The organism is Catenulispora sp. MAP12-49 (genome assembly GCF_041262705.1).
GTDB lineage: Bacteria > Actinomycetota > Actinomycetes > Streptomycetales > Catenulisporaceae > Catenulispora.
Window position 1 is genome coordinate 202,865 of the sequence record NZ_JBGCCP010000002.1, and the last position, 22,073, is coordinate 224,937.

Annotated in this window: 17 protein-coding genes and 1 pseudogene; 8 read left to right on the top strand and 10 right to left on the bottom strand. The window is 69.5% G+C overall.

Features of this window, described 5'->3' with window-relative positions; translation table 11 throughout:
• Positions 1–86 precede the first annotated feature (86 nt).
• Positions 87–410: a hypothetical protein gene (locus ABIA35_RS05005; protein WP_370356973.1), complete on the top strand. Its 324-nt coding sequence runs from the start codon at positions 87–89 to the stop codon at positions 408–410.
• A 133-nt stretch (positions 411–543) separates the two neighbouring features.
• Here the strand turns inward: ABIA35_RS05005 and ABIA35_RS05010 are convergent, their stop codons facing one another.
• Positions 544–4,656, bottom strand: a complete 4,113-nt coding sequence (locus tag ABIA35_RS05010; RefSeq protein ID WP_370356974.1) for a beta-galactosidase — start codon at positions 4,654–4,656, stop codon at positions 544–546.
• A gap of 304 nt (positions 4,657–4,960) precedes the next feature.
• Between ABIA35_RS05010 and mtlA (ABIA35_RS05015) the strand changes: the two genes are divergently transcribed.
• A complete protein-coding gene (mtlA, locus tag ABIA35_RS05015; protein WP_370356977.1) occupies positions 4,961–6,106 on the top strand; it encodes a mannitol-specific PTS transporter subunit IIC in 1,146 nt (381 codons plus the stop codon).
• A 169-nt stretch (positions 6,107–6,275) separates the two neighbouring features.
• Positions 6,276–7,202, top strand: coding sequence for a hypothetical protein (locus ABIA35_RS05020; protein ID WP_370356979.1), 927 nt, complete (start codon positions 6,276–6,278; stop codon positions 7,200–7,202).
• A 118-nt stretch (positions 7,203–7,320) separates the two neighbouring features.
• On the opposite strand, the gene ptsP is transcribed toward ABIA35_RS05020, so the two are convergent.
• From ptsP to ABIA35_RS05060, 8 genes are all read right to left on the bottom strand, one after another.
• A complete protein-coding gene (gene ptsP, locus ABIA35_RS05025) occupies positions 7,321–9,000 on the bottom strand; it encodes a phosphoenolpyruvate--protein phosphotransferase (RefSeq protein WP_370356981.1) in 1,680 nt (559 codons plus the stop codon).
• Positions 8,993–9,277, bottom strand: a complete 285-nt coding sequence (locus ABIA35_RS05030; RefSeq protein ID WP_370356983.1) for an HPr family phosphocarrier protein — start codon at positions 9,275–9,277, stop codon at positions 8,993–8,995. Before ABIA35_RS05030 ends, ptsP begins: the two co-directional genes overlap by 8 nt.
• A 30-nt stretch (positions 9,278–9,307) precedes the next feature.
• The gene (locus ABIA35_RS05035; RefSeq protein WP_370356985.1) at positions 9,308–10,348 is read right to left on the bottom strand and encodes a zinc-dependent dehydrogenase; all 1,041 of its coding nucleotides are present in this window, start codon (positions 10,346–10,348) and stop codon (positions 9,308–9,310) included.
• A complete protein-coding gene (locus tag ABIA35_RS05040) occupies positions 10,345–10,812 on the bottom strand; it encodes a PTS sugar transporter subunit IIA (RefSeq protein WP_370356987.1) in 468 nt (155 codons plus the stop codon). Before ABIA35_RS05040 ends, ABIA35_RS05035 begins: the two co-directional genes overlap by 4 nt.
• Positions 10,805–11,113, bottom strand: coding sequence for a PTS lactose transporter subunit IIB (locus tag ABIA35_RS05045; protein WP_370356989.1), 309 nt, complete (start codon positions 11,111–11,113; stop codon positions 10,805–10,807). The genes ABIA35_RS05040 and ABIA35_RS05045 overlap by 8 nt, the downstream gene beginning before the upstream one ends.
• Positions 11,110–12,234 (bottom strand): mannitol-specific PTS transporter subunit IIC, encoded by a 1,125-nt coding sequence (mtlA, locus tag ABIA35_RS05050; RefSeq protein WP_370356991.1) that lies wholly within the window; start codon positions 12,232–12,234, stop codon positions 11,110–11,112. The genes ABIA35_RS05045 and mtlA (ABIA35_RS05050) overlap by 4 nt, the downstream gene beginning before the upstream one ends.
• Before the next feature lie 112 nt (positions 12,235–12,346).
• On the bottom strand, positions 12,347–13,348 hold the full coding sequence (gene pfkB, locus ABIA35_RS05055) for a 1-phosphofructokinase (RefSeq protein ID WP_370356993.1): 1,002 nt from the start codon (positions 13,346–13,348) through the stop codon (positions 12,347–12,349).
• A complete protein-coding gene (locus ABIA35_RS05060; RefSeq protein ID WP_370356995.1) occupies positions 13,345–14,106 on the bottom strand; it encodes a DeoR/GlpR family DNA-binding transcription regulator in 762 nt (253 codons plus the stop codon). The genes pfkB and ABIA35_RS05060 overlap by 4 nt, the downstream gene beginning before the upstream one ends.
• Positions 14,107–14,489: 383 nt before the next feature.
• Between ABIA35_RS05060 and ABIA35_RS05065 the strand changes: the two are divergent.
• Both ABIA35_RS05065 and ABIA35_RS05070 read left to right on the top strand, forming a co-directional pair.
• Positions 14,490–14,687 (top strand): annotated as a pseudogene (locus ABIA35_RS05065) (DUF5999 family protein); the annotation flags it as partial.
• A 204-nt stretch (positions 14,688–14,891) separates the two neighbouring features.
• Entirely contained in the window at positions 14,892–16,289 is a 1,398-nt protein-coding gene (locus ABIA35_RS05070; protein WP_370356997.1) for a condensation domain-containing protein, read from the top strand.
• Here the strand turns inward: ABIA35_RS05070 and ABIA35_RS05075 are convergent.
• Positions 16,261–17,235, bottom strand: coding sequence for a LacI family DNA-binding transcriptional regulator (locus tag ABIA35_RS05075; protein WP_370356999.1), 975 nt, complete (start codon positions 17,233–17,235; stop codon positions 16,261–16,263). The genes ABIA35_RS05070 and ABIA35_RS05075 overlap by 29 nt on opposite strands.
• 137 nt (positions 17,236–17,372) lie before the next feature.
• Here ABIA35_RS05075 and ABIA35_RS05080 point away from each other — a divergent pair, with 137 nt between their 5' ends.
• The 3 genes from ABIA35_RS05080 (at position 17,373) to ABIA35_RS05090 (ending at position 22,048) form a co-directional block, all read left to right on the top strand.
• The gene (locus tag ABIA35_RS05080) at positions 17,373–18,572 is read left to right on the top strand and encodes a Gfo/Idh/MocA family protein (protein WP_370357000.1); all 1,200 of its coding nucleotides are present in this window, start codon (positions 17,373–17,375) and stop codon (positions 18,570–18,572) included.
• A gap of 110 nt (positions 18,573–18,682) precedes the next feature.
• The gene (locus ABIA35_RS05085) at positions 18,683–19,363 is read left to right on the top strand and encodes a dihydrofolate reductase family protein (protein ID WP_370357001.1); all 681 of its coding nucleotides are present in this window, start codon (positions 18,683–18,685) and stop codon (positions 19,361–19,363) included.
• A gap of 471 nt (positions 19,364–19,834) precedes the next feature.
• Positions 19,835–22,048 carry an RICIN domain-containing protein gene (locus ABIA35_RS05090; RefSeq protein WP_370357002.1) on the top strand — a complete coding sequence of 738 codons (2,214 nt, stop codon included), beginning with the start codon at positions 19,835–19,837 and terminating at the stop codon, positions 22,046–22,048.
• Positions 22,049–22,073 lie beyond the last annotated feature (25 nt).

Consider the following 22,073-nt stretch of genomic DNA (forward strand, 5'->3'; position numbering starts at 1 on the left):
CGCGCGGCTTGCCGGGGCGACTGCGTGGGGTTTCTGGTGGGACTAGGGCTCGTCCGGGCGATCACCGGTTGCTATAGCGTGCCCGCGTGCATGAAATCTTTCGGTCGCTGCCGTGGCCTTTCGAGCAGGGCGAGTTTCCGGCGAACCTCGGCGCGGTCGTTCAGTGGACGGTGGCGAATGGGGAGTTCCCGGCCCTGTACGTCGGCCACGCCCAGGACAACTCTTGGCTCGTCGGCGACGGCGTGAACGATCCGAATGCTGCCGGTGCGTGTGCGGCGATGTGCATCTGGGCGGCGATCTCGCACAACGCGAGCATGCGGGAGCTCACGGACCTGCCGCTCGGCTGGGCCGCCGAGCGGGATGCACCGGGCGCGCCCTGGCGGCGGGCTCCGCTCCAGTACCTGGACTGAGCCTGTCCGCCAGTCCAGGATCCAGTCACGTGGTCGTCCGGACGAGCCCTAGAAGGCCGTGGCCTCCCGCAGATGCGGGAGGCCACGGCGGTATCTGTGCGGGGCACCTCATTCAGGAGCAGGTGACTTGTATCTATGTGCAGGAGATCTGCGCCCCCGCCCAGTCCCCGTGGTCGTTCCCGTTCCCGTCGCCGCCGTCTCCGACCACCAGGTCGAGCGCCTGTGCCCCGGTGACGTCCGCGGTCACGCTGGTCGCTGCCTGGTGCCCCCGGATGACCGGCGTCGTGGTCAGGGTCTTGCCGTCGGCGACCACGCTGAAGGTGACGCTGCCGCCGCCCTTGGTCTCGTCGTCCACGCCGACGGAGGCGGTGAAGGTGGTGCAGTGGCCGCCGAGGTACACCTTGACGTCGCTGGGCGAGTTCGTGCCGAGGCCCTTGGCGGAGGTCACGCCGTCGATGGTGATCGGGTGTCCGTCGCCGGCGGCCTGCTCGCCGTTGCTCATGTCGCGTTCCACCGGGCCCCAGCCGTTGGTGGCGGAGACGAACGGCAGGTCGCTGACGTAGTCCTGGCCCGCCTTGGGTGGCACGTAGTAGCCGACGATGCGTTCGTCCTTCGCTGTGCCGGGTTTGCCGCGCTGGGTGTAGCCGACCGTCGCGGTGAGCGCGCCGGCCGCGGGTTGGCTGCCGGACGGCGGCTGTACGGTCCAGGTGACCGTCGCCGATTGTCCCTCCTTCAGGGAGCTGATCGAGGCCGGGCTGGGGGCGCTGGCCGTCCATCCCGCCGGCAGGTTCAGCGACGGGGTGAGTGCCGTCGCGCGTCCGTGCCCGGTCGGGACCGAGACGGTCGCGGTGGCGGTGAAGGCCGTCGCGGGCTGCGCGGTGTCGGGGGTCTGGAGGTTCACGGTCACGCCGGGCACCGCGGGCATCGCGTACGTGGCCTTGGTGTAGCGCGGGCTGTCGACCGGGTTCACGGCCAGGGAGGAGGCGTAGCTGCCGTAGTCGGCGAGTGAGACCGTCCCGAGGCCGCCGGTGCTGCCGTCCAGGTTCCACACCGCGATCGCGATGGTGTTGTTCCCGTCGGTCTTCAGGATCCCGTTGGGGATCGGGAAGCTGTGCTGCGGGCCGAGGTAGTTGACGTAGTTGCCGACCATCCAGCCATTGACGTAGATCTCGGCGCGGTACTTCTTCGACGGGTCGTCGGCGATGTTCAGACCCAGCGAGGTGTCCTGGCCCTTCGGCAGGTTCAGGGTCACGTTCGTGCGGTACCAGGCGACGCCCGGCGTGGTGTGCGCGGCGTCGTGCGCCGGCAGGCTCACCGGCTTCCAGGCCGCGTCGTCGAAGCCGGGCAGCTGCCAGCCGGCGCGCTCCCCGTACAGGCCGCCGGTGGACAGCGGACCGCGCACCGGGTCGATCTCCTGCTCGCCGCCGCGGACCCCCTGAAGCCGCCAGGTCACCGAGGTCAGCGGGGCGCCCAGGAGCGAGGCGCTGGTCAGGCCGCGGGCGGAGGTGTTGTTGTTGGAAGAGTTGTAGTCCTCCTCGTGGCCCATGTTCACGGTCAGGACCGAGACGATGTTGTCCCCGTTCTGCTTCAGCGACCCGGCCGGGAACGTGAAGTCGCCGCTGCCGTCGGTGGAGCTGCCGAGGAACGTCCCGTTCAGCCACACCGAGAACGCCTGCGCGCCGCCTCCTGAATCAGAGACCAGATGGATGCCGGTGGCATCGGGGGAGTAGCGGAACCTGCCGCGGTACCAGGTGCTGCCGGTGTGGAAGCCGTAGTCGTCGGCGTACAGGACCGGCAGCGAGCCGATGCCGGTCGAGCTGTAGGTGCTCGTCTTGTCGGCCACCGCCCAGGTGGAGTCGTCGAAGCCCGGCTGCGCCTCCGGCGATTCGGCCTGGTACTTCCAGTCGGTGAGCGCGGGCAGGGTGATCGCGGCCGCGGTCGATACCGTGCCGACGAGGCTCCCGGTGGGGGAGGCCTTGGCATGCACGGCGTGGCCGTTCCAGGTGACCGACGTCGCCGAGCTGAACACCTCGATACCGGGGTCGGTGCCGTTGTCGCCGGTCAGGTTCAGGACCTTGCCGCCATCGGTGCTGGCAGCCGTCCGCAGCAGGTGGGTCCCGCGCACGAGGACCGGGCCCGTGGCGGTGTTCTGCGTCCAGAAGGTCTCGGCGGTCGCCTTGTCGGCGAGCAGGAGCAGCAGCGGACGCGAGCCGCCGCCGGTGATGCTCACCCGGGTCAGGCCGTTGTGCTTGTAGTTCAGCCGCAGGTCGCCGCTAGCGGCGTCCCAGGTCACCTTGACCGCGCCGTCGGTGCTCTGGACCGTCGGCCGGCTCGCGTAATGCAGCACCGTCTCGCCGTCGGTGCCCTGGTCGTTGTAGAGCACCGCGATGTCGCGGCCGCCGATGGTTTGCGAGGTCATCAGCTGCGAAGTCGAGTACTGCAACTGCGAGTCGCCGAGCTTGGCGTCGGCCACCAGCAGGTCCGATTCGCGCCCGTTGAGGGTGATCGCCGTGCCCGGCTCCTGGGGGACCGTCGGATAAGTGGGGCCGGCCCCACTTCCGGCCGGCGGCAGGTCGATGGCGTCCACGGAGACGAAGTTGTCGGTCGAGCCGGAGGCATGGGTGCCGTCGACGACGATCTTCAGCGTGTGCGGCCCCGCGGTCAGACCGGTTGCCTTGTAGAGCACTGCCTGGCTCTGGCTGCCGGAGCAGTCGACAGTGGCCTGCTTCACGCCGTCGAGGTAGACGTCGGCGTAGCCGTGGTTGTTGGTCTTCGAGCCGATCCACCGGATCGCCGTCCCGGTGAACGGGACGGTCAGCGAGTCGCCGGCGGTGTTGGAGAACGACTCGGTGTTCTTGAAGTCGCTGCCGGTGTAGCTCTGGTTGGCGACGTGCGACCAGGAGCCGCTGTACTGCAGCGCCGGATCGGCGTCGTCATAGGTGTAGTTGCCGGCGGGCAGGGCGTTGAAGTCGATGGCGATGTGCGTGTTGTCGACCGCCGTCGAGGTCGAGTCCGAGTGCCGCAGAACGTGGAACTGGGAGCCGGTGTCGGGGTTGCGCCGCGCGGTGTCCACGATGGCGTTGTCGTCCGGCGCGGTGGTCTGGATCGGATCGGTCTTGGTCAGATCCGGCATTGAGGCCAGCGCGTCGCCGATCAGCTTGTCCTCGTAGTACTTCGGGTCGAGCTGCCGGGTCTCCCGGATCGCCGCTCCGTAGTCGTAGGAGGTGTAGTTCTCCGGTTCGCCCAGCCAGCCCCAGTTGGTGCCGCCGTAGGTCATGTAGAAGCTCTGCGCTGTCGCGCCGACGGCGATGTTGTTCTTGTAGAAGACGTCAGCGAACTGATCGTTGATCAGCTGTGCGCACTTGTCGTAGCCCGGGCCGCCCCAGGGGTCGAAGGCGCCGCCCTGGAACTCCGGCGTGTACAGCGGCTTGCCGGCCGGGTGGTCGTAGCTGATGTCGGGAACGCCGTTCCACGCGGTCGGGTTCGAGCAGTCGAAGCCCTGGGGGTAGGAGTCGGGGCCGTCGACGTCCAGGGCGCCGGTCTCGCTGGTGAACGTCCCGTTGTTGTTGCCGGTCAGCGGCACGGTGATGCCGTCGGCGCGGGCCTTGTCCTCCAGATGCTGCATGTAGGCACGGCTGTCGGCGGAACCGTTGTAGTACTCGTTCTCGACCTGGTAGGCGATCACCGTGCCGGTGCCATTGGTGAGCTGGTGCCGGGCCAGGATCGCGTCGATCTGGGTGAGCCACTGGTCGGCGTAGGTCAGGAACGCCGGGTCGTCGGTGCGGTTCTTCACGTTCTTCGTGCCCAGCCAGGCCGGCAGACCGCCGCCGTCGACCTCGGCGTTGATGTACGGCGCCGGCCGGGCGATCACATACAGGCCCGCTTGCTGCGCCATGTCCAGCAGCTCATCGATGTTGCGCACGCCGGTGAAGTCGTAGACCCCCGGCGCCGGAGAGTGGTAGCCCCAGTCGAAATACAGGGAGGTGGTGTTGAACCCGGCCGCCTTCATCTTCTGGAAGATGTCCAGCCACAGGCTGGGGCTCGGCAGGCGGAAGTAGTGGAACTCGCCGGACCACAGGTACGTGCGCTTGCCGTCGACGAGGAAGGAGTAGCCGTCGTACGTGACTGTGTGAGGGGTTCCCGTGGCGGCTGCCGGCGTCGCCGACGTTGCCGCCGCCGATAACGCCGGAGTGAGGCTTCTGCTCTGCGCCGGGCTTGCGTGTGCTCCGCTGGCAGAGCCGATCATCAGGGCGATGGCAGCGCCCGCTGCCGCCATCGTCCGGCCGGCGCGATGAAGCCGCCATGGACTGTACCGACTGTATTTCCGGATCTTCATACGACATTCCCGCCCACGAGGTGCCGATCTGAGCAAAGCTGGTGAAATATGTGACTGTGTGTTGCCTAGTGTTGGGTATGTATAGTCCGCAAGAGGCCTGATGTCTAGAGCCCTGGCACAGCCGCGAAGGCGGGACCGGCCGTCACCCACATGACAACGAGCACGACTGAGCGCAGGGTGGAACTACTGGCCTGGCCGTCACTAGGAGGACGCCATGTCGGCTCCTTCCTATACGCCGACTCCCACCGGCGCCGGTCTGAAAGCCACCGTTCAGAAGGTCGGTTCGTTCCTGGCGTCGATGGTGATGCCGAACATCGGGGCGTTCATCGCCTGGGGCCTGATCACGGCGCTGTTCATCCCGAGCGGTTGGATACCGAACGCGCACCTGGCCAAGCTGGTCACCCCGATGATCACGTATCTGTTGCCGGTGCTGATCGGCTACACCGGCGGCCGTCTGGTGCACGGCCAGCGCGGTGCGGTGATCGGGGCTGTGGCCACCATGGGCGTCGCCGTGGGGGCGAGCGTGCCGATGTTCCTGGGCGCGATGATCATGGGGCCGTTCGCCGCTTGGATCCTGAAGCAGTTCGACAAGCTCACCGCGGACCGGTTGAAGACCGGGTTCGAGATGCTGGTGGACAACTTCTCCCTGGGGATCATCGGCGGCGCGCTGGCGTTGTTGGGCTACTGGGCGGTCGGGCCGCTGGTCGACCACGTCACCGAGGGCGCGGGGCACGGCGTGAACTGGTTGCTCAGCCACCACCTGCTGCCGTTCGCCGCCTTCGTGATCGAGCCGGCGAAGGTGCTGTTCCTGAACAACGCCATCAACCACGGTGTCCTGGATCCGCTGGGCGTGGAGCAGTCCGCCGCACACGGCAAGAGCATCCTGTTCATGCTGGAGTCCAATCCCGGCCCCGGTCTGGGGATCCTGGTGGCCTACTTCCTGTTCGGCCCGCGTCGCCTGCGAGCGACGGTGCCCGGCGCGATCGTCATCCAGTTTCTGGGCGGGATCCACGAGATCTACTTCCCGTACGTGCTGATGAAGCCGCGGCTGATCCTGGCGGCGATCGCCGGCGGGTTCGCGGGCATCTCGGTGTTCTCGATCACCGGTGCCGGGTTGGTGGCCTCCCCCTCGCCGGGCAGCATCTTCGCCTACGCGGCCGAGACGCCCAGAGGCGGCTACGCCGGCGTGTTTCTGGGTGTGGCCGTGGCGGCCGGAGTGTCCTTCGGAATGGCCTCGGTCCTGCTGGGATTCGGGCGCGGAGAGAAGAAAGAGCCCGAGAAAGAGCCCGAGAAGGAGCCCGAGAAGGAGCCCGAGAAGGAGCCTGAGAAGGAGCCTGAGGAGCCTGAAGAAGATCAGTAGCAAACGGACCGTTTTCAACGCGTAATCGTAATGACATCAACATCAGCAGGGAATCGAGACTCGGCCGGCGGACCATGGAGGGATGGCGAGACCGCAGCATCCTCAACGACGGCTCTTCCAGAAGACGCCACGTTCCGGGTCTGCACCGCCGGCGGTCGTCATCTCCCGGATGGACCATCTGCGCCGTTCCGAAGAGCACGAGCAGGCTGCGGCGCTGGCGCTGCAAGCTGTCACCGCCGACCCCGTGACGGCGGTGGGCATGCTCTCCATCCTGCACGTCGCCGGACGGCAGGCCGACGTCGAGATGCTGCTGCGGCTGATCGCCTCGGCGGACTCGGCAACCAGCGGCACCATCGTCCACGCGCTGCACGCGTCTGCCGATTCCGCCGACGCCGAGGCGCTCATCCGACTGCTCCGGAAACGACCGGCGCCCGACGTCGCCGCGGCCGCGGCCGCGTTCGACCGCGCGGCGGGTGAAAGCGGCGCTGCCTCCGGCAACCCGTTGTTGGCCGGGCTGGCCGCCGGGCCGGGTGACAACCTCGTCGCCGAGGTCGCGCGACTGCGGGGCGAGAACCGGGATGAGGACGCCTCGGCCCTGCTCGTCGTCATCGGACAGGGCGCTCCGCCGGCTGTGTTCGAGGCAGCGGTGGCGCTCGCGGATCGCCGTCTGACTGCGGATGCCGGAACCCTGCTCAGCCACTACGCCGACAAGGCCGCGGCAGCGGATCTGGCGCGACTGTTCCTCCGGCTTACCGAGGTCTGGGAGAGTGCGGCCCTGCGGGTGGCACCCGTCGCGGCCGGACGCCCGGATGCGGCCGCGTTCCTGGCGGCGCTGCGCACGCTCGTGCCGCGGGTGTCGCCGGTGGACTGTGCGGGCATGGTGGCCGAACGACTGACGAGCCGGCAAAGAGTGGAACTCTGTCGCGCGTTGACCAGCCAGCAGGCTCTCGATGCCGTCGACGATCTGATGGGCTGGTGCATCCGACACGACGACGCGCGAAGCCTGCAAGAGGAGTTGCACCAGGCCGGGATGCATGCGGCGGCGTACCACCTCGCCGAGAAGCGCGCGGAAACTTCAGGCCGCTACGAACCCTGATAAAGAACTCCGGCACCTCCGGCTTGTCGGCGCCGAATATGCCGAAGCGCCGGCCGCCCTCCTCGCGGGAGGCATCGGCCGGCGCCGGGCGGGTCGTGCTGACCCGGACAGCGAACCGCTAAAGCCGCGGATGCGGAATCTGCGCCCTCGCCTCCTGCGGGCTGCCGGCGGCCAGGACCGCCGCGGCCAGGTCCCGGCATTGGGCCTGCGTGTGCTCGGCGAGGTTCGCGGCGACGGCCGGAACGCCGGCGGCGGCCATCGACAAAGTGCTGATCCCCATCCCGACCAGTACCGCCGCCAGGTCCGGGTCGGCTGCCGCCTCACCGCACACGCCGACGGGCTTGCCCAGGTCGCGCCCGGCCCGGGCGCAGGCGGCGACCAGCTCCAGCAGGGCCGGCTGCCAGGGGTCGAGCAGGTCGGCCAGCCGGCCGTCCTGGCGGTCGGCGGCCATCGTGTACTGGCCCAGGTCGTTGGTGCCGATCGACAGGAAGTCGACGTGCTCCAGGATCCGGCGGGCCTGGAGTGCGGCGGAGGGGATCTCGACCATGACGCCGACGGTGGTCAGGCCGTGGCTGCGGGCCCGCTCGGCGAACCGCGCGGCCTCGGCCGCGGTCGCGACCATCGGCGCCATCACCCAGACCCGCGCCTCGGTGTCGGAGGCCGCGAGGGCGATCGCGGCCAGCTGATCCTCCAGGACGTCGGGGAGCAGGCGGGAGGTCCGCAGGCCTCTGATGCCCAGCGCCGGGTTCTCCTCCGCGGGCAGCGCCAGGAACGGCAGGGGCTTGTCGGCACCGGCATCCAGGGTGCGGATGACCACCTTCTTCCCGGGGAACGCGCCGAAGATCTGCCCGTAGGCGGCGCGCTGCTCCTCGACCGAGGGGGCGTCGTTCCGGCCGAGGAAGAGGAACTCGGTGCGCAGCAGGCCCACGCCTTCGGCATCGGACCGGATGTCCTGGGCCGAGCCGATGTTGAGCAGGAGCGGGACGGGATGGCCGTCCTTGGTCCGGCCGGGTTCGATCTCCTGCACGGCTCGGCGTCGAGGACGGCTGACTTCGCCGGGATCGACACCGACGCGGATCGTTCCGGCGGTGCCGTCGACCGATATCAGGGTTCCGTCATCGAGCGTCAGCGCGCCGGGAACCGCGACGACGGCCGGGATCCCCAGCGCCCGGGCCAGGATCGCCGTGTGGCTGGTCGGACCGCCGCGCACTGTCACCAGGGCCAGGACGCTCGCGGGATCCAGCGTCGCGGTGTCCGCGGGCGCCAGGTCGTCGGCGACCAGGACGAACGGATGGCCCGGATCGGGGATGCCCGGCATCGGCACCCCCAGGACGGTCGCGACGGCCCGGTCGCGCAGGTCCTCCAGGTCCGCGGCACGCTCGGCGAGGTAGCCGCCGCCCTCGCGCAGGAGTGCCGCCTGGTCGTCGATCGCCCGGGCGAGCGCGTGGGCGGCGTCGACACCGCTGGTGACGTGCTGTTCGACGGTCTCGGCGAGAAGCGGGTCGTCGGCCATCATCGACAGGGCGTCCAGGATGTCGCGCGCCTGGCCGCTGACGCCGGCCGCGCGCTCGGCCAGATCGGCGGCGAGGGTCTTCAGCGCGAGTCTGACGATGGACAGTTCCAGGTCGGTGTCCACGACGGCGCGCGCTGCCGGCATGACCGGCGGGCGTCCCATGCGCGCGACCGGCCCGGCGGCGGTGCCCGCACAGACTCCGAGCCCGCGCAGGGTGGGCAAGGTGGGCACGGTGGGCGAGGCAGGCGAGGTGGGCGCCGTGGGCAAGGCGGGATGGTCAGGCATCTGTTCCGGCCTCCTCGTCCAGGTTCCGCGCCAGAAGCGCGGCCAGGGCGTCCAGTGCGGCGTCGGCGTTCTCGCCGTCGGCCTCCAGGGTGACCTCGGTGCCCTGCTTCACCCGCTGGGCGAGCACGGCCAGGATGCTGCGGGCGTCGACGGACGGCCGCTCGCCGACGCGCAGGCGCACCGGCGTCGCCTGCGCGCTGGCGGCTTTGACGAACAGGGCCGCCGGGCGGGCGTGCAGCCCGCTGGTCGAGCCGACGACGACGGTGCGCTGGAGCATGGCTTCTCCTCCTTCTCCTCTAGGGCTTCGTCAGGGCTCGATCGTGACCTTGATGGCCTCGCCGCGGGCGACCACGTCGAGGGCCTCCAGGACGCCGTCCAGCGGCAGCCGGTGGGTGATCAGGTCCTTCACCGGTACCGCGCCGGACGCGATGAGCTCCAGCGCGCGGGCGTTGTGGGCGGGGGAGGAGCCGTTGGCGCCGACGATCGTCAGCTCGCTGTAGTGCACGAGGTTCGAGTCGACGGTGATGGTCGGCTTGTCCTTGGGCAGGCCGCCGAAGAAGCTGATCCGTCCCTGCGGGGCGGCGATGCGCAGGGCCTGCTCCTGGGCCGCGCCGGCGGCGGCCGCCGTGATCACCACGTCGGCGCCGCGGCTGTCGGTGAGCTTGAGGACCTGCTCGACCACGTCTCCGTCCTCGGCGCACACGGTCTCATCGGGGTGGACCAGGCCCGCGGCCAACTCCAGCCGCTCACGGTTCAGCTCGACCAGGATCACCCGCGCGGCGCCGCGCGAGCGCGCCAGCCGCACATGCAGGCAGCCGATCGGGCCGGCGCCGAACACGACCACCACGTCGCCCTCGCCGACCCGCGCCAGTTCCTGGCCGTTGAGGACGCAGGCCAGCGGTTCGGCCACCGAGGCCTCGTCGAAGCCGACGCCGTCCGGGATCCGGTTCAGGCCGTCGACCGCCAGGACGCTGCGCGGCACGATCATGTACTCGGCGAACCCGCCCTCGTACTGGTAGCCCATCGACTCCTGGTTCCGGCACACCGTCTGCCGGCCCCGCGTGCATTCCTCGCAGGTCCCGTCCGGGATCGCCGCGATCACCTGCACCCGCTCGCCGATCGCGTGCCCGGTGACGCCGTCCCCGACCTCGACGATCTCGCCGGCGATCTCGTGGCCCATGACCCGGGGCGGCTCGATCCGGTAGTGGCCGAACCGGAAGATCTTCAGGTCGGTGCCGCAGGTGGAGCAGTTGCGAACCCTGATCTTCACCTCTCCCGCGCCGGCCGTCGGCTCGGGGACCTCCTCGATCCTGATGTCCCCGGGTCCGTAGAAGCGTGCGACCTTCATGACTGTGTCTGTCCCTCTCCGTCATCCGGCTCCAGCAGCCGGATCAAATCCTTGACTTCTTCGGTCTCGCGCAGGGCCCGGGCCCGCTCGGGGTCGAGCAGGATCTCCGCCAGGTCCGCGAGGATGTCCAAGTGGCCCTCGCCCAGCGCGGCGATGGCCACGCACAGCACCACCTCGTTGCCCTCGCCCCAGTCGACCGGCTCGGCGAACCGGATCACCGCCAGGGCGTCGCGGCGTACCAGGGCCCGTCCGGCGTTGGTGCCGTGCGGGATGGCCACGCCTTCTCCCATGTAGGTGGAGATCTCCTGCTCGCGGTCCAGCATCGCCGCGACGTAGCCGTCGCCGACCGCGCCGGTCTCGACCAGCAGATCACCGCACGCCCGCACCGCCGCCTGCTTGTCGGCGGCATGGACGCCGATCCGGACGGCCTGCTCGGTGAGCAGGCCGTCGCGGGTCTCAGACATCGATGGCCCCGCCTTCCTTGATGGCCTTGACGACCGCCTCCACGGCCGGGTCGCCGAGGAAGATCTGGAAGGCGACCACCGGCTTGCCCGGCGCCGAGGCCCGGACTCGCTCGGCCAGACCGACGTTCGTCAGGATCAGGTCGGCGTCGGCCGGGATGGCCGAGACCGGCGCGTGGTCCACGACCACGCCGTTCTTCTTCAGCTGCCGCCTCAGGTGCCCGGCGAGCATCACCGAGGAGCCCATGCCCGCGTCGCAGGCCACGATGACCTTCTTGATATCCGCCGTGTTCAGGGAAGTCATGCCACCGCCGCCTCAGTCTGGGACGGAACGGCCGCCGAGCCTTCGGCGACGGCGTCCTCCGTCTCCTTCTTCTCGCCCCGGCCGAATCCCAACAGGACCGAGGCCACCGCGAACGACACCGCCGCCGCGACCAGCACCCCCAGGAACACTCCGACGTAGCCGCTCTTCGGCGCCTCGGCCGCGTAGGCGAAGATGCTGCCCGGCGAGGGGGAGGCCACGAGCCCGGCCCCGGTGATGGAGAACACCGAGATGCCCGCGAACCCGCCGGCGATCGCCGCCAGGATCAGGCGCGGCTTCATCAGGATGTAGGGGAAGTAGATCTCGTGGATCCCGCCCAGGAAGTGGATGACCATCGCGCCGGGCACCGTCGGCCGCAGTTTGCGCGGGCCGAACAGGAAGTAGGCCACCAGGATCCCCAGGCCCGGACCCGGGTTGGACTCCAGCATGAACAGGATGGACTTGCCGTGCGCGGCGGACTGCGCCACACCCAGCGGGTCCAGCACGCCGTGGTTGATGGCGTTGTTCAGGAACAGCACCTTGGCCGGCTCGATCAGGAAGCTCGCGAACGGCAGCAGGTGGTGGGCCAGCAGCCAGTTGACGCCGTTGCCCGCACCCTTGGTGACGTTGTTGACGATCGGACCGACCGCCCGGTCACCCAGCAGCGCCATCGCACCGCCGATGATCCCCAGCGAGAAGTTGTCCACCAGCATCTCGAACCCGGTCTTCAGCCGGTCCGCGGTGAGCTTGTCGAACTGCTTCAGGACCCACGCCGCGGACGGACCCATGATCATCGCGCCGAGGAACATCGGGACACTCGCCCCGACCACCACACCCATGGTCGCGATGGCACCGATCACCGCACCGCGCTGGCCGTGCACCAGACGGCCGCCGGTGTAGCCGATCAGCACCGGCAGCAGGTAGGTGATCATCGGGCTGACCAGCTCGCCGAAGCGGGCGTTCGGTATCCAGCCGGTGGGGATGAACAGCGCCGTGATCAGGCCCCAGGCGATGAACGCGCCGATGTTCGGCATCACCATCGAGGCCAGGAACGAGCCGAATTTCTGGACGGTGGCTTTCAGGCCGGTACCGGTTGGAGCCGGTGTGTAGGAAACGGCTGACATGTCGTCCTCCTAGGGACAGACGTTCGTGAGGGGAAGGGGTGAACGGTTACTCCGTGGTGCAGTTGTGGTGCGATACGGTTCGCCATCGTCGAGTGGCGGCGAACCGGACCAGTCAGCCCTCCAGGGATGAGAGAGCCGCGTGTTCGGGCACGCCGTCCGGGTCGCGGACGATGCGCACGCTGTCTTGGTCGATGTCGTCGGGGCCGGGCATCCGGCTGCCCGGTAGTCCCACGGCGGCCCGCCCCCAGGCCACCGCTTCGACCACCGCTCGGTCGCCGGAGGCCCCGGCCGCCAGGAAGCCGGCCAGCAGCGCGTCGCCGGCGCCGACGGTGCTGCACGGTTCGACCGGATCGGCCGTGCACCGCACTACTCCCTCGGCGTCGACGAGCACCGCGCCGTCGGGTCCGAGGCTGGCCAGCACCGCCCCGGCACCGCGGGCCCGCAACCGCTGGGCCGCCGTGACGACGTCGCCGATGCTGGACAGGGGCGCGCCGACGGCGGCCGCGAGCTCCTCGCGGTTCGGCTTGATCAGGTCCGGTCCGGCGGCGACCGTCGCGGCCAGGGCCGCACCGCTGGTGTCGACGGCCACCCGGATGCCCCGAGCGGTGAACAGGGAGGTCAAGGTCGCGTAGAAGTCGTCCGGAACGCCCGGCGGCAGGCTGCCGCACAGCACGACCCAGGAGGCCTCCGGCCGAGAGCCGAGGTCGACTCCTTCGCTGCCCTGGCCGGCCGGGCTGCAGGCCCGCAGCATCATCTCGGCCAGCGCCGCCAGTTCCGTCTCGGTGAGCGGGTCGCCGGGGGCGTTGATCTTGGTGGACCTCCCGCCGGGTTCGACCACCGTCACGTTCGAGCGGGTCCAGCCGGCCACCAGCACCTGCGCGATCGGCACGTCGGCCGCCGCGAGCATCCGCACCAGTTCCTGGCCGTCGGGGCCGCCGTAGGGCAGGACGGCGCGGGACTCGATGCCGAAGGCCCGCAGCGCCCGGGTGACGTTCACGCCCTTGCCGCCGGGGTCGATGCGCACCGCCGCGGCCCGGTTCACTCCGCCGCGCCGCAGCCGGTCGACCTCCAGGGTCCGGTCCAGGCTGGGGTTCAGAGTCAGCGTCACGATCATGCGCGCACCACGCGGGTCCCGGCGCGGGTGAAGGACTCGGCGGTCTCCTCGTCCAGGCCGGTGTCGGTGATGACGACGTCGATGTCGTCGAGTTCGGCGAACCGGGCCATGCAGTCGTTGCCGACCTTGGTGTGGTCGCACAGCAGCACCGTGCGCCGGGCCGCGGCGACCATCGCCTTCTTCACAGCGGACTCGGCGACGTCCGGCGTGGTCAGGCCGTGCTTCACCGAGACGCCGTTGGTGGCCACGAAGGCCACGTCGACGTACAGGTGCGCCAACTGGCTCAGGGCCCAGTCGTCCACCGCCGCCAGGGTGCGCGCCCGGACCCGTCCGCCGAGCATCAGGACGGTCAGGTTCGGCCGGGTGGCCAGGGTCGCGGCCAGGGACGGGCTGTTCACGATCGCCGTCAGTTCCCGGTCCGAGGGCAGCAGGTCCACCAGCCGCCCGGTCGTGGTCCCGGCGTCGATGATCACCGAGCCCTCGGCCGGCAGCTCGGCCAGCGCGGCCTTGGCGATGCGCTCCTTCTCCGCGGTCATCACCGAGTCCCGGGCCGCCAGCGCGGGCTCGAAGCCGAGCCGCTCGACCGGGATGGCCCCACCGTGGACGCGGCGCACCACCCCGGCGCGCTCCAGCACGGTGAGATCCCTGCGGATCGTCTCGGTGGTGACCGTGAGTTCCTCGGCCAAGGAGACCACGTCCACGCGGCTGTCGGCCCGCGCCTTGCGCAGGATCGCCTGCTGCCGTTCCTCTGCGTACATGAGCCTTCCCTGTGACTGCGCCTGAGATTCTTTGTTTCAGATCCGTTTACCTTTGATTGCGTTGGTTCTACACCGCGAGCAGGCCCGGGTCAAGATCTCCCGCAGCCCTGTTCCCGGCGCCGGTGACACCACCAGGGGCTCGAGTCAACGACTGAAGGGCCATGTGGGTGACGGCGGTCACACCGGCCCGGCCACTCGGACGCCCCGCGGCCACGGTGCCTCTCACCAGCGCATCGTCGATCGACGGCGGCTTCGCCAGCCGCCCGGGGCCCGGCCCGGGGGTCCGGTTCCGGAGCGACAACTCCTTGACGGCACACAAAGTCGGGCGTAAACAAAGCGATAACAAAACGAAACAGGGACGAGACCACGTAGTGGAGAAGGCCATGAAGTGCCCACACCAACCGCCCTGCCCGGCGGCCGACCGCACCGATCGTGAGGCCGCCCGCATCGTGGCCACCCACCCCGAACAAGGCTGGAATCTGCTCTGCAACGGCGTCGTCACCTTCGACGACACCGGCGAGCTGCTGCCCGACGGGACCGTCGTGGCCCCGCACCGGGCGCTGCCGATACGGTCCGCGGCCACGCCGATCGCCACGACGCTTCGGCCGCGGTTCCGGCCGGCGGGCCGGGGGCGATCGCCGTTGTGGTTCCGGCTGCGCCATCTTTCAACGCAGAGTATTGACGCCCCATCGATCTCTGAACCACGATGAATCCCATCCGCAAGATGATTCACATGAGTTCATACGCGTTCGGGCAACGCTGGAAGAGGATCGATGGTGCAGCTGGTGGGAGACCGCATTCTGGTGCCCTTCTCGGGTGAAGGCTCGGGCGAGTGCGAGGTGACCTGGGGGCAGCGCAACATCCTGCGGATGATGCAGCTCGCGGGCGAGGCCGTGATGATCGGCGGCACGATACCCCTGGAGGAGGGGACGACCGTCGAGCAGATCGTCCACCTGCTGGCCTTCATCGTGGAGCGGAACCACTCGCTGCGGACCCGCTACCGGATCCGCGAGGACGGCGAGCCGATGCAGGTGCTGTCCTCCTCCGGCGAGGTCGCCCTGGACATCGTCGACATCGGCCCCGACGAGGACCCCGCCGAGGTCGCCGAGAAGGTCCGCGCCGGGTACGAGCACGGGCCCTTCGACATCGCCACCGACTGGCCGGTGAAGATGGCCGTCATCCGCCGGGGCGAGGAGCTGCTGTACTTCGCCGCGATGTACCCGCACATCGCCATCGACGGCCTCGGCTTCGAGGCGCTCGTCGGCGACCTGGCGAACCTGGACCGCGAGACCGGCGCGCACCTGGCCCCGCGCGAGGGCATGCAGCCCTTCGACCTGGCCCGGCAGCAGCAGACGCCCACGGCCCTGCGCCAGAGCGCCGCGTCGGTCGCGTACTGGGAGAAGATGGTGCGGCAGGTGCAGGGCCGCCGCTTCGACACCGAGTACGAGCCGCGCGATCCGCAGTGGTGGGACCTGACCTTCGACTCCAAGGCCGCCTACCTCGCCGCGACCTGCATCGCCGCGCGCACCGGGGCGAACACCGGGTCGATCCTGCTCGGCGCGCACGCCGTGGGGCTGGCCAAGGTCTCGGGCAAGAGCACCAGCGCCATCCGCACGTTCGTCAGCAACCGGTTCCGACCCGGTCTGCGCGAGACGGTCACGCCGCTGCTCGCGTCCTGCCTGTGCCTGGTCGACGTCGCCGACACCGACTTCGACACCGTCGCCCTGCGGGCCTGGCAGGCCCAGCTGAAGGCCGGCAAGTACGCCTACTTCGATCCGCGTGACCTGCTGGCGATGTTCGATCGGGTGGGGGCCGAGCGCGACGAGGAGGTCGACCTCCTGTGCTACTTCAACGACCTGCGACGCGCCTCCGCCGCGGTGCGGCCCGGACCGCTGCCGACCCCCGAGGAGATCGAGGCCGCGCTGCCGCTGACCACCCTGACCTGGGGCCCGCACACGGACGTCCCGGACGCGCAGACGTTCATGGAACTCAACCCCGTGCCCGACACCGTCAACTTCCTGCTGCGCGTGGACACCGAGAAGGTGACGCCCGAGGAGCAGGAGCAGATCGTCCGGGAGATGGAGCGGATCCTCGTCGCGGCGGCCTTCGACCCGGCCTGCCCGACCGGGATCTCGGCGCAAGCCGCGCTTTCCGCTAGCGGGGCGCCGGCGCCGGCCCAGTAGACGCCCGGGGGACCAGGCGGGTACCGACCACGACCTGCCTGGGATCCCGCCCCGTGACCGCGTCGAGCAAGAGCTCCAGCGCGTTCGCGGCCAGTTCCTCCGGATCGATGCGCACGCTGGTCAGCGCGGGGGTGCACACCGCGGCCAGCAGCGTGTCGTCGATGCCGACCAGGCTCACGTCCGTCGGCACCCGCACGCCCAGCGCGGTGAACTGCTGAAGCGCGCCGAGCGCGACCAGGTCGTTGTGCGCCAGCACCGCCGTCGCGCCGCCGGTGGCCACGAGCGTGGCCGCGTGCACCCCGGACTCGAACCGCGCGTCGTACGGGCCCAGCTCGACGACCGTGAGCCCCAGCCCGCGGAAGATCTCGGCGAACAGCTTGTCCCGCTCGAACCCGGGCCGGCTGGCGTCGATCAGCGCGCAGCGCCGGTGGCCGAGCGCGTGGAGCAGCTCGCCGGCCTGCCGGACGCCGGCGGTCAGATCGATCCGCAGGGTGCTGATGCCCGGCACCTCCCGGTTCACCAGCACCAGCGGCGTCTGCGCGGCGATCTCGGCCAGGCGCTCGTCGGACAGCCACGAGGCCCACAGCAGCAGCCCGTCCACGCGGTTGGCCACGGCCGCGACGGCCTCCAGTTCCGCGCTCTCGCGATCGTCGCAGTCCGCGACCAGGGTGGTGTAGCCGAGCGTGCGGGCCCGCTGTTGGAGGGCTTTGAAGATCGGCGGATAGAACGGGTTGGTGATGTTCGGGACGATCATGCCGAGCGTCGCCGTGGCGCCGGCCCGCAGCGAGCGCGCCGACGGGTTGGGGGAGTAGCCCAGCTCGGCGGAGACCTGCAGGATCCGGTCCCGGGTCTCGGCGCGGACCTGGTCCGGCGCGGTGAAGGCCCGGGAGACCGTGGACGTCGAGACGCCGACCAGCTTGGCCACCTCGTTGATCGTCACCGCCATGGGGTCCAGCGTAGTCAATCGTGCTCAGAGGCGGCAACCGTTCTCAGACGCGGCGACCAGCGGGGCCCTGGTGCGCCGTCCGGGATCTCGCTACATTTGCGGGAACGATTGCGGGAACGTTTGCAGAAGGAGTCGCAGTGGCCATCACCATCGGCGTCGTCGGCGCCGGCCAGTTCTCCGGCCAGTTCGCCAAGCTGTGGCAGCTCCACCCGGGCGTCGGCGACGTGTTCGTCACCGATCTGCTTCCGGAGCGGGCCGAACGGCTGGCGGCCGAGTACGGGCTCGCCGGCACGGTGCCCTCGTTCGAGGCGATGCTCGACTCCGACGTCGACGCGGTCGCCATCTTCACGCAGCGCTGGACGCACGGCCCGCTGGTCGTCCAGGCCCTGCGCGCGGGCAAGCACGTCTACTCCGCGGTGCCCATGGCGGTGACCGAGGAGGAGATCGCCGCCATCATCGAGGAGGTCCGCGGCACCGGGCTGACGTACATGATGGGGGAGACCAGCCACTACAACCCGGCCACCGTGCATGCCCGCGACCTGGTCGCCAAGGACGCCTTCGGCAGGCTCTTCTACGCCGAGGGCGACTACGTGCACGACATGGATCTCGGCTTCTACGACGCCTACAAGTACAGCGGCGGCGAGAACTGGAAGGCCACCGCCAGCTACCCGCCGCTGCTCTACCCGACCCACGCCATCGGCGGCATCCTCGGCGCGTGGCAGACCCACGCGGTGAGCGTCTCGGCGATCGGGGTCGTCGACGACCGCGGCGACGGCGTCTTCGACAAGGAGGTGAGCATGTTCGACAACGACTTCTCGAACGCCACCGCCCTGTTCGAGGCGGCCGGCGGCGGCAGCTTCCGCACCAACGAGTTCCGCCGCGTCGGCTACCCCTCGCGCATCCGCGAGTCCCGCTTCCGGTTCTTCGGCACGCAGGGCAGCCTGGAGCAGCTGGCGACGGTGAGCGTGTGGCAGGACCGCGAGGGCGTCACCGACATCAGCGACCACCTGCAGCCGCGTACGACCCTGGCGCCGGACGATCCGTCGCTGGAGCACGTCGCCCCGGCCCTGCGGGACGCCTTCACCTCGGGCTCGGCGCCGGTGCACGATCGCAGCCGGCTGCCGAAGGAGTTCGCGAACGCCTCCAACGGCCACGAGGGCAGCCACCACTTCCTGGCCGACGACTTCGTGGTCGCGGTGACGGCCGGGACCCTGCCGCCGGTGAACGCGTGGGTCGCGGCGCGGTACACGCTGCCGGGGATCGTCGCACACCAGTCGGCGGTGCAGGACGGGGCGCGGTTGGCGATCCCGGACTTCGGGTACGCGCCGGGGGAGTGATTCGCGTGGGCTGATTCGGGGGTCGTTTGGGGGGTTGTTTCAGACGAGAATCAGCCCATTTCGGCGCGTCCTACTCGTTCCGGGCGCGCCGAACCCCCATGATGGCGATCATGGCTGCGCGTGATCATGACGGCAAGGTGTTCTTCAGCGTCTCGATGTCCCTGGACGGCTACAGCGCCCCGGTGTCGATGGACGCCCTGCTCTCCACCCCCGAGCAGCGCGAGCAGGACCCGAGGCTGGACCGCTGGCTGGGCCAGTGGATGGAGCTGCAGGCGTGGCTGTTCCCGCTGCGCTTCTTCCGCGAGAACCTGACCCTGGGCCAGGGCGGCGAGGAAGGGCTCGACAACGACATCGCCCGCCACACGTTCGAACGCACCGGCTCGAGCGTCATGGGCAAGCGCATGTTCGACCTCGGCGCGGCCTCCTGGCCGGACGACCCGCCGTTCCACACCCCGGTCTTCGTCCTCACCCACGAGAAGCGCGACCCCTGGGAGCGCGAGGGCGGCACCACCTTCCACTTCGTCAACGACGGCATCGACAGCGCACTGGAGCAGGCCCGCGACGCCGCGGGGGAGCGCGACGTGCGGATCGCCGGCGGCAGCGACGCGATCGTGCAGTATCTCAACGCAGGGCTCGTCGACGAGTTCTCCCTCGCCGTGTCGCCGGTGCTGTTCGGCGCCGGTACGCGGTTGTTCGACAACGTGGACGCGGCGAAGGTCGCGATCGAGCCGGTGCGGTCGGAGGCCTCGAAGCGGGTGACGCACCTGACGTACGCGGTGCGGGAGCGGTAGTCGTACGCCGCCTGTCGATGGATAACAGGCCCCAATAGCGACCCCACATAGTGCATCGTGCTGCGCCGCATCACCACGTCGGCGCCGGCGAGAACCTGCCAGCTCAGAGCCGGGCAATCGACGGCACCGCAGCTCTGTAGCTGCCGATGCTGACCAGCGGTGTGCCGAGGTCAGGCCGGATTGTGGTGCCGGCGCGCGTCGGCACGGCGGGGGAGTGCGGTCTCCGCGCCCTGATTCTTGGCGGCCCACCAGCATGGTGCCGTCCGCCGTCCGCCGTCCGGCGACGATCGCGGGTGCTACCTGCGGCCGTCGCCGTTTTGTTACCGCCGGGTGAAATCTCATGCGCCTCTCATCTTGACGGACAACGGTCGGATCCGTTTACTCCAGTGCGTAGATGTTCGATTCAACCTGTTCGGTTGATTGCCTTCCTGTTTGATTCCCGGTCCGTTCACCGCCATCAGGGAGCACGTCATGCACACCGCCCCATTCGTACGTCCCGGCCCCCGCCGCGTCCTCGCCCTGTGCGTGGCGGCGCTGCTCGCCCTGTTCTGCGTCAACAGCCAACAGCCGAAGGCCTACGCGCAGAGCAACGGCGCGGCGGTCACGCCGCTCATGGGCTGGAGCAGTTGGTCATTCCTGCGCAACTCGCCGACCGAGGCGAAGATGAAGGCCCAGGCGCAGGCGATGTCGTCCTCGGGTCTGGTCGCCGCCGGCTACAAGTACGTCAACCTCGACGACTTCTGGTACCTGGACCCCGCCAGCACCGTCGACTCCTACGGCCGGTGGGTCACCGACACCGGCAAGTTCCCTGATGGCATGGCGAATCTGGGTTCGTACATCCACTCCCTGGGCGAGAAATTCGGGATGTACCTGACGCCCGGGATCCCGGTCGCGGCCTACAACCAGAACACGCCGATCCAGGGGACCTCGTTCCACGCCCGGGACATCGTCTCCAACACCAGCAGCACCGAGACGAACTACAACTTCGGCGGCGGGCGGATGTACTACATCGACTACGCCAAGAACCCGGCCGCCGCGCAGGCGTTCCTGAACTCCTGGGCCGACGAGCTCGCCGGCTACGGCATCGACTACCTGAAGATCGACGGCGTCAGCCCGAACGACGGGGACAGCGAGGCCGTCGCCGACGTGCAGCACTGGTCGCAGGCGCTCAACCAGTCGGGCCGCACCATCCACCTGGAACTGTCCAACTCGCTGACCACCGCCGACGCCGCGTCCTGGCAGCAGTACTCCAACGGCTGGCGCATCGACGGCGACGTCGAGTGCTACTGCGGCTCGAACTCCTCGTTCCCGCTCACCGACTGGAACAACGTCAGCGCGCGGTTCAACGACGTGCAGCCGTGGATCGGCACCGGCACCACCGGCGGCTGGAACGACCTGGACTCCGTCGAGGTCGGCAACGGCTCTAACGACGGGCTCACCTACGACGAGCGCAAGACGCAGCTGACGCTGTGGGCGATCGAGAACTCCAACCTGACCCTCGGCGTGGACCTGACCAACCTGGACTCCACCGACGTCGGCCTGCTGACCAACAGCGAAGTGCTGGCCGTGGACCAGTCCGGGCACCCGGCCCGCGCCGTCGACCGCACCACGCAGCTCCAGGCGTGGTACGCGGCCAACGGCGACGGCAGTTACACCGTGGCCCTGTTCAACCAGTCGGGCTCGGCCGCCACGGTCTCCGTCAACTGGCAGGACATCGGATTCACCGGCTCCTCGGCGACGGTGCACGACGACTGGTCGCACACCGACCTCGGCACCTTCGCCACCGGCTACGGCGTCTCGCTGCCCTCGCACGGCGCGACCCTGCTGAAGGTCGTCCCGGCCGGCGCGGTGAACTACACGGCCCTGTCGTACAACATCGTCAACGCCAACAGCGGCCTGAACCTGGCCACCTCGGGCAACGGCATCGTGCAGCAGAACGCTGACAACGCCCTGGACCAGGAGTGGCAGCTGGTCCCGGTCGGCGACGGCAGCTACAAGGTGATCAACCGCACCAGCCACCTCCAGCTGGCGGTCCCCTCCACCACCCAGGGCGCCCAGCTGACCCAGAAGGCCGACGACAAGGCCACCGACTCGCAATGGCGCTTCGTCCCGACCGGCAGCGGCTCCTACACACTGAAATCCTCATCGGACGGCCTGCTCGCCGACGTCTCCGGCAATTCGACAGCCGCCGGGGCTCAGGTGATCCAGTGGACTTCCAACACCGGCGCCAACCAGAAGTGGACGCTGGTCCCGGTCCCCGACGCGAACCAGAGCTACCGCGTCGAGAACCTCCTGACCGGCGGCCGGCTGGACGTGAACAACGACTCCACCGCCGACAGCGCGACACTGCTCCAGTGGTCCGACAACGGCCAGGCCGACCAGCGCTGGACCTTCGTGAAGCAGAGCAGCGGCGCGTACACGATCGTCAACGCGAACAGCGGCAAGCTGGTCAACATCCCCGGTCCGACGACCACCGCGGCGACCCAACTCATCCAGTTCAGCGACGACGGCAACAGCAACTCGCGCTGGACCCTGGTCGACGCCGGTCCGGGCGTGATCGGACTGAAGAGCGTGTACGACGGCCAGATGATCGATGTCTCCGGCGGCAGTACCAACACCGGGACAGCGGTGATCCAGTACACGGCCAACGGCGGCCAGAACCAGCAGTGGGTGCTGGCGCCGTGAGCTGAGGCGAGCTGAGATCGAAGGA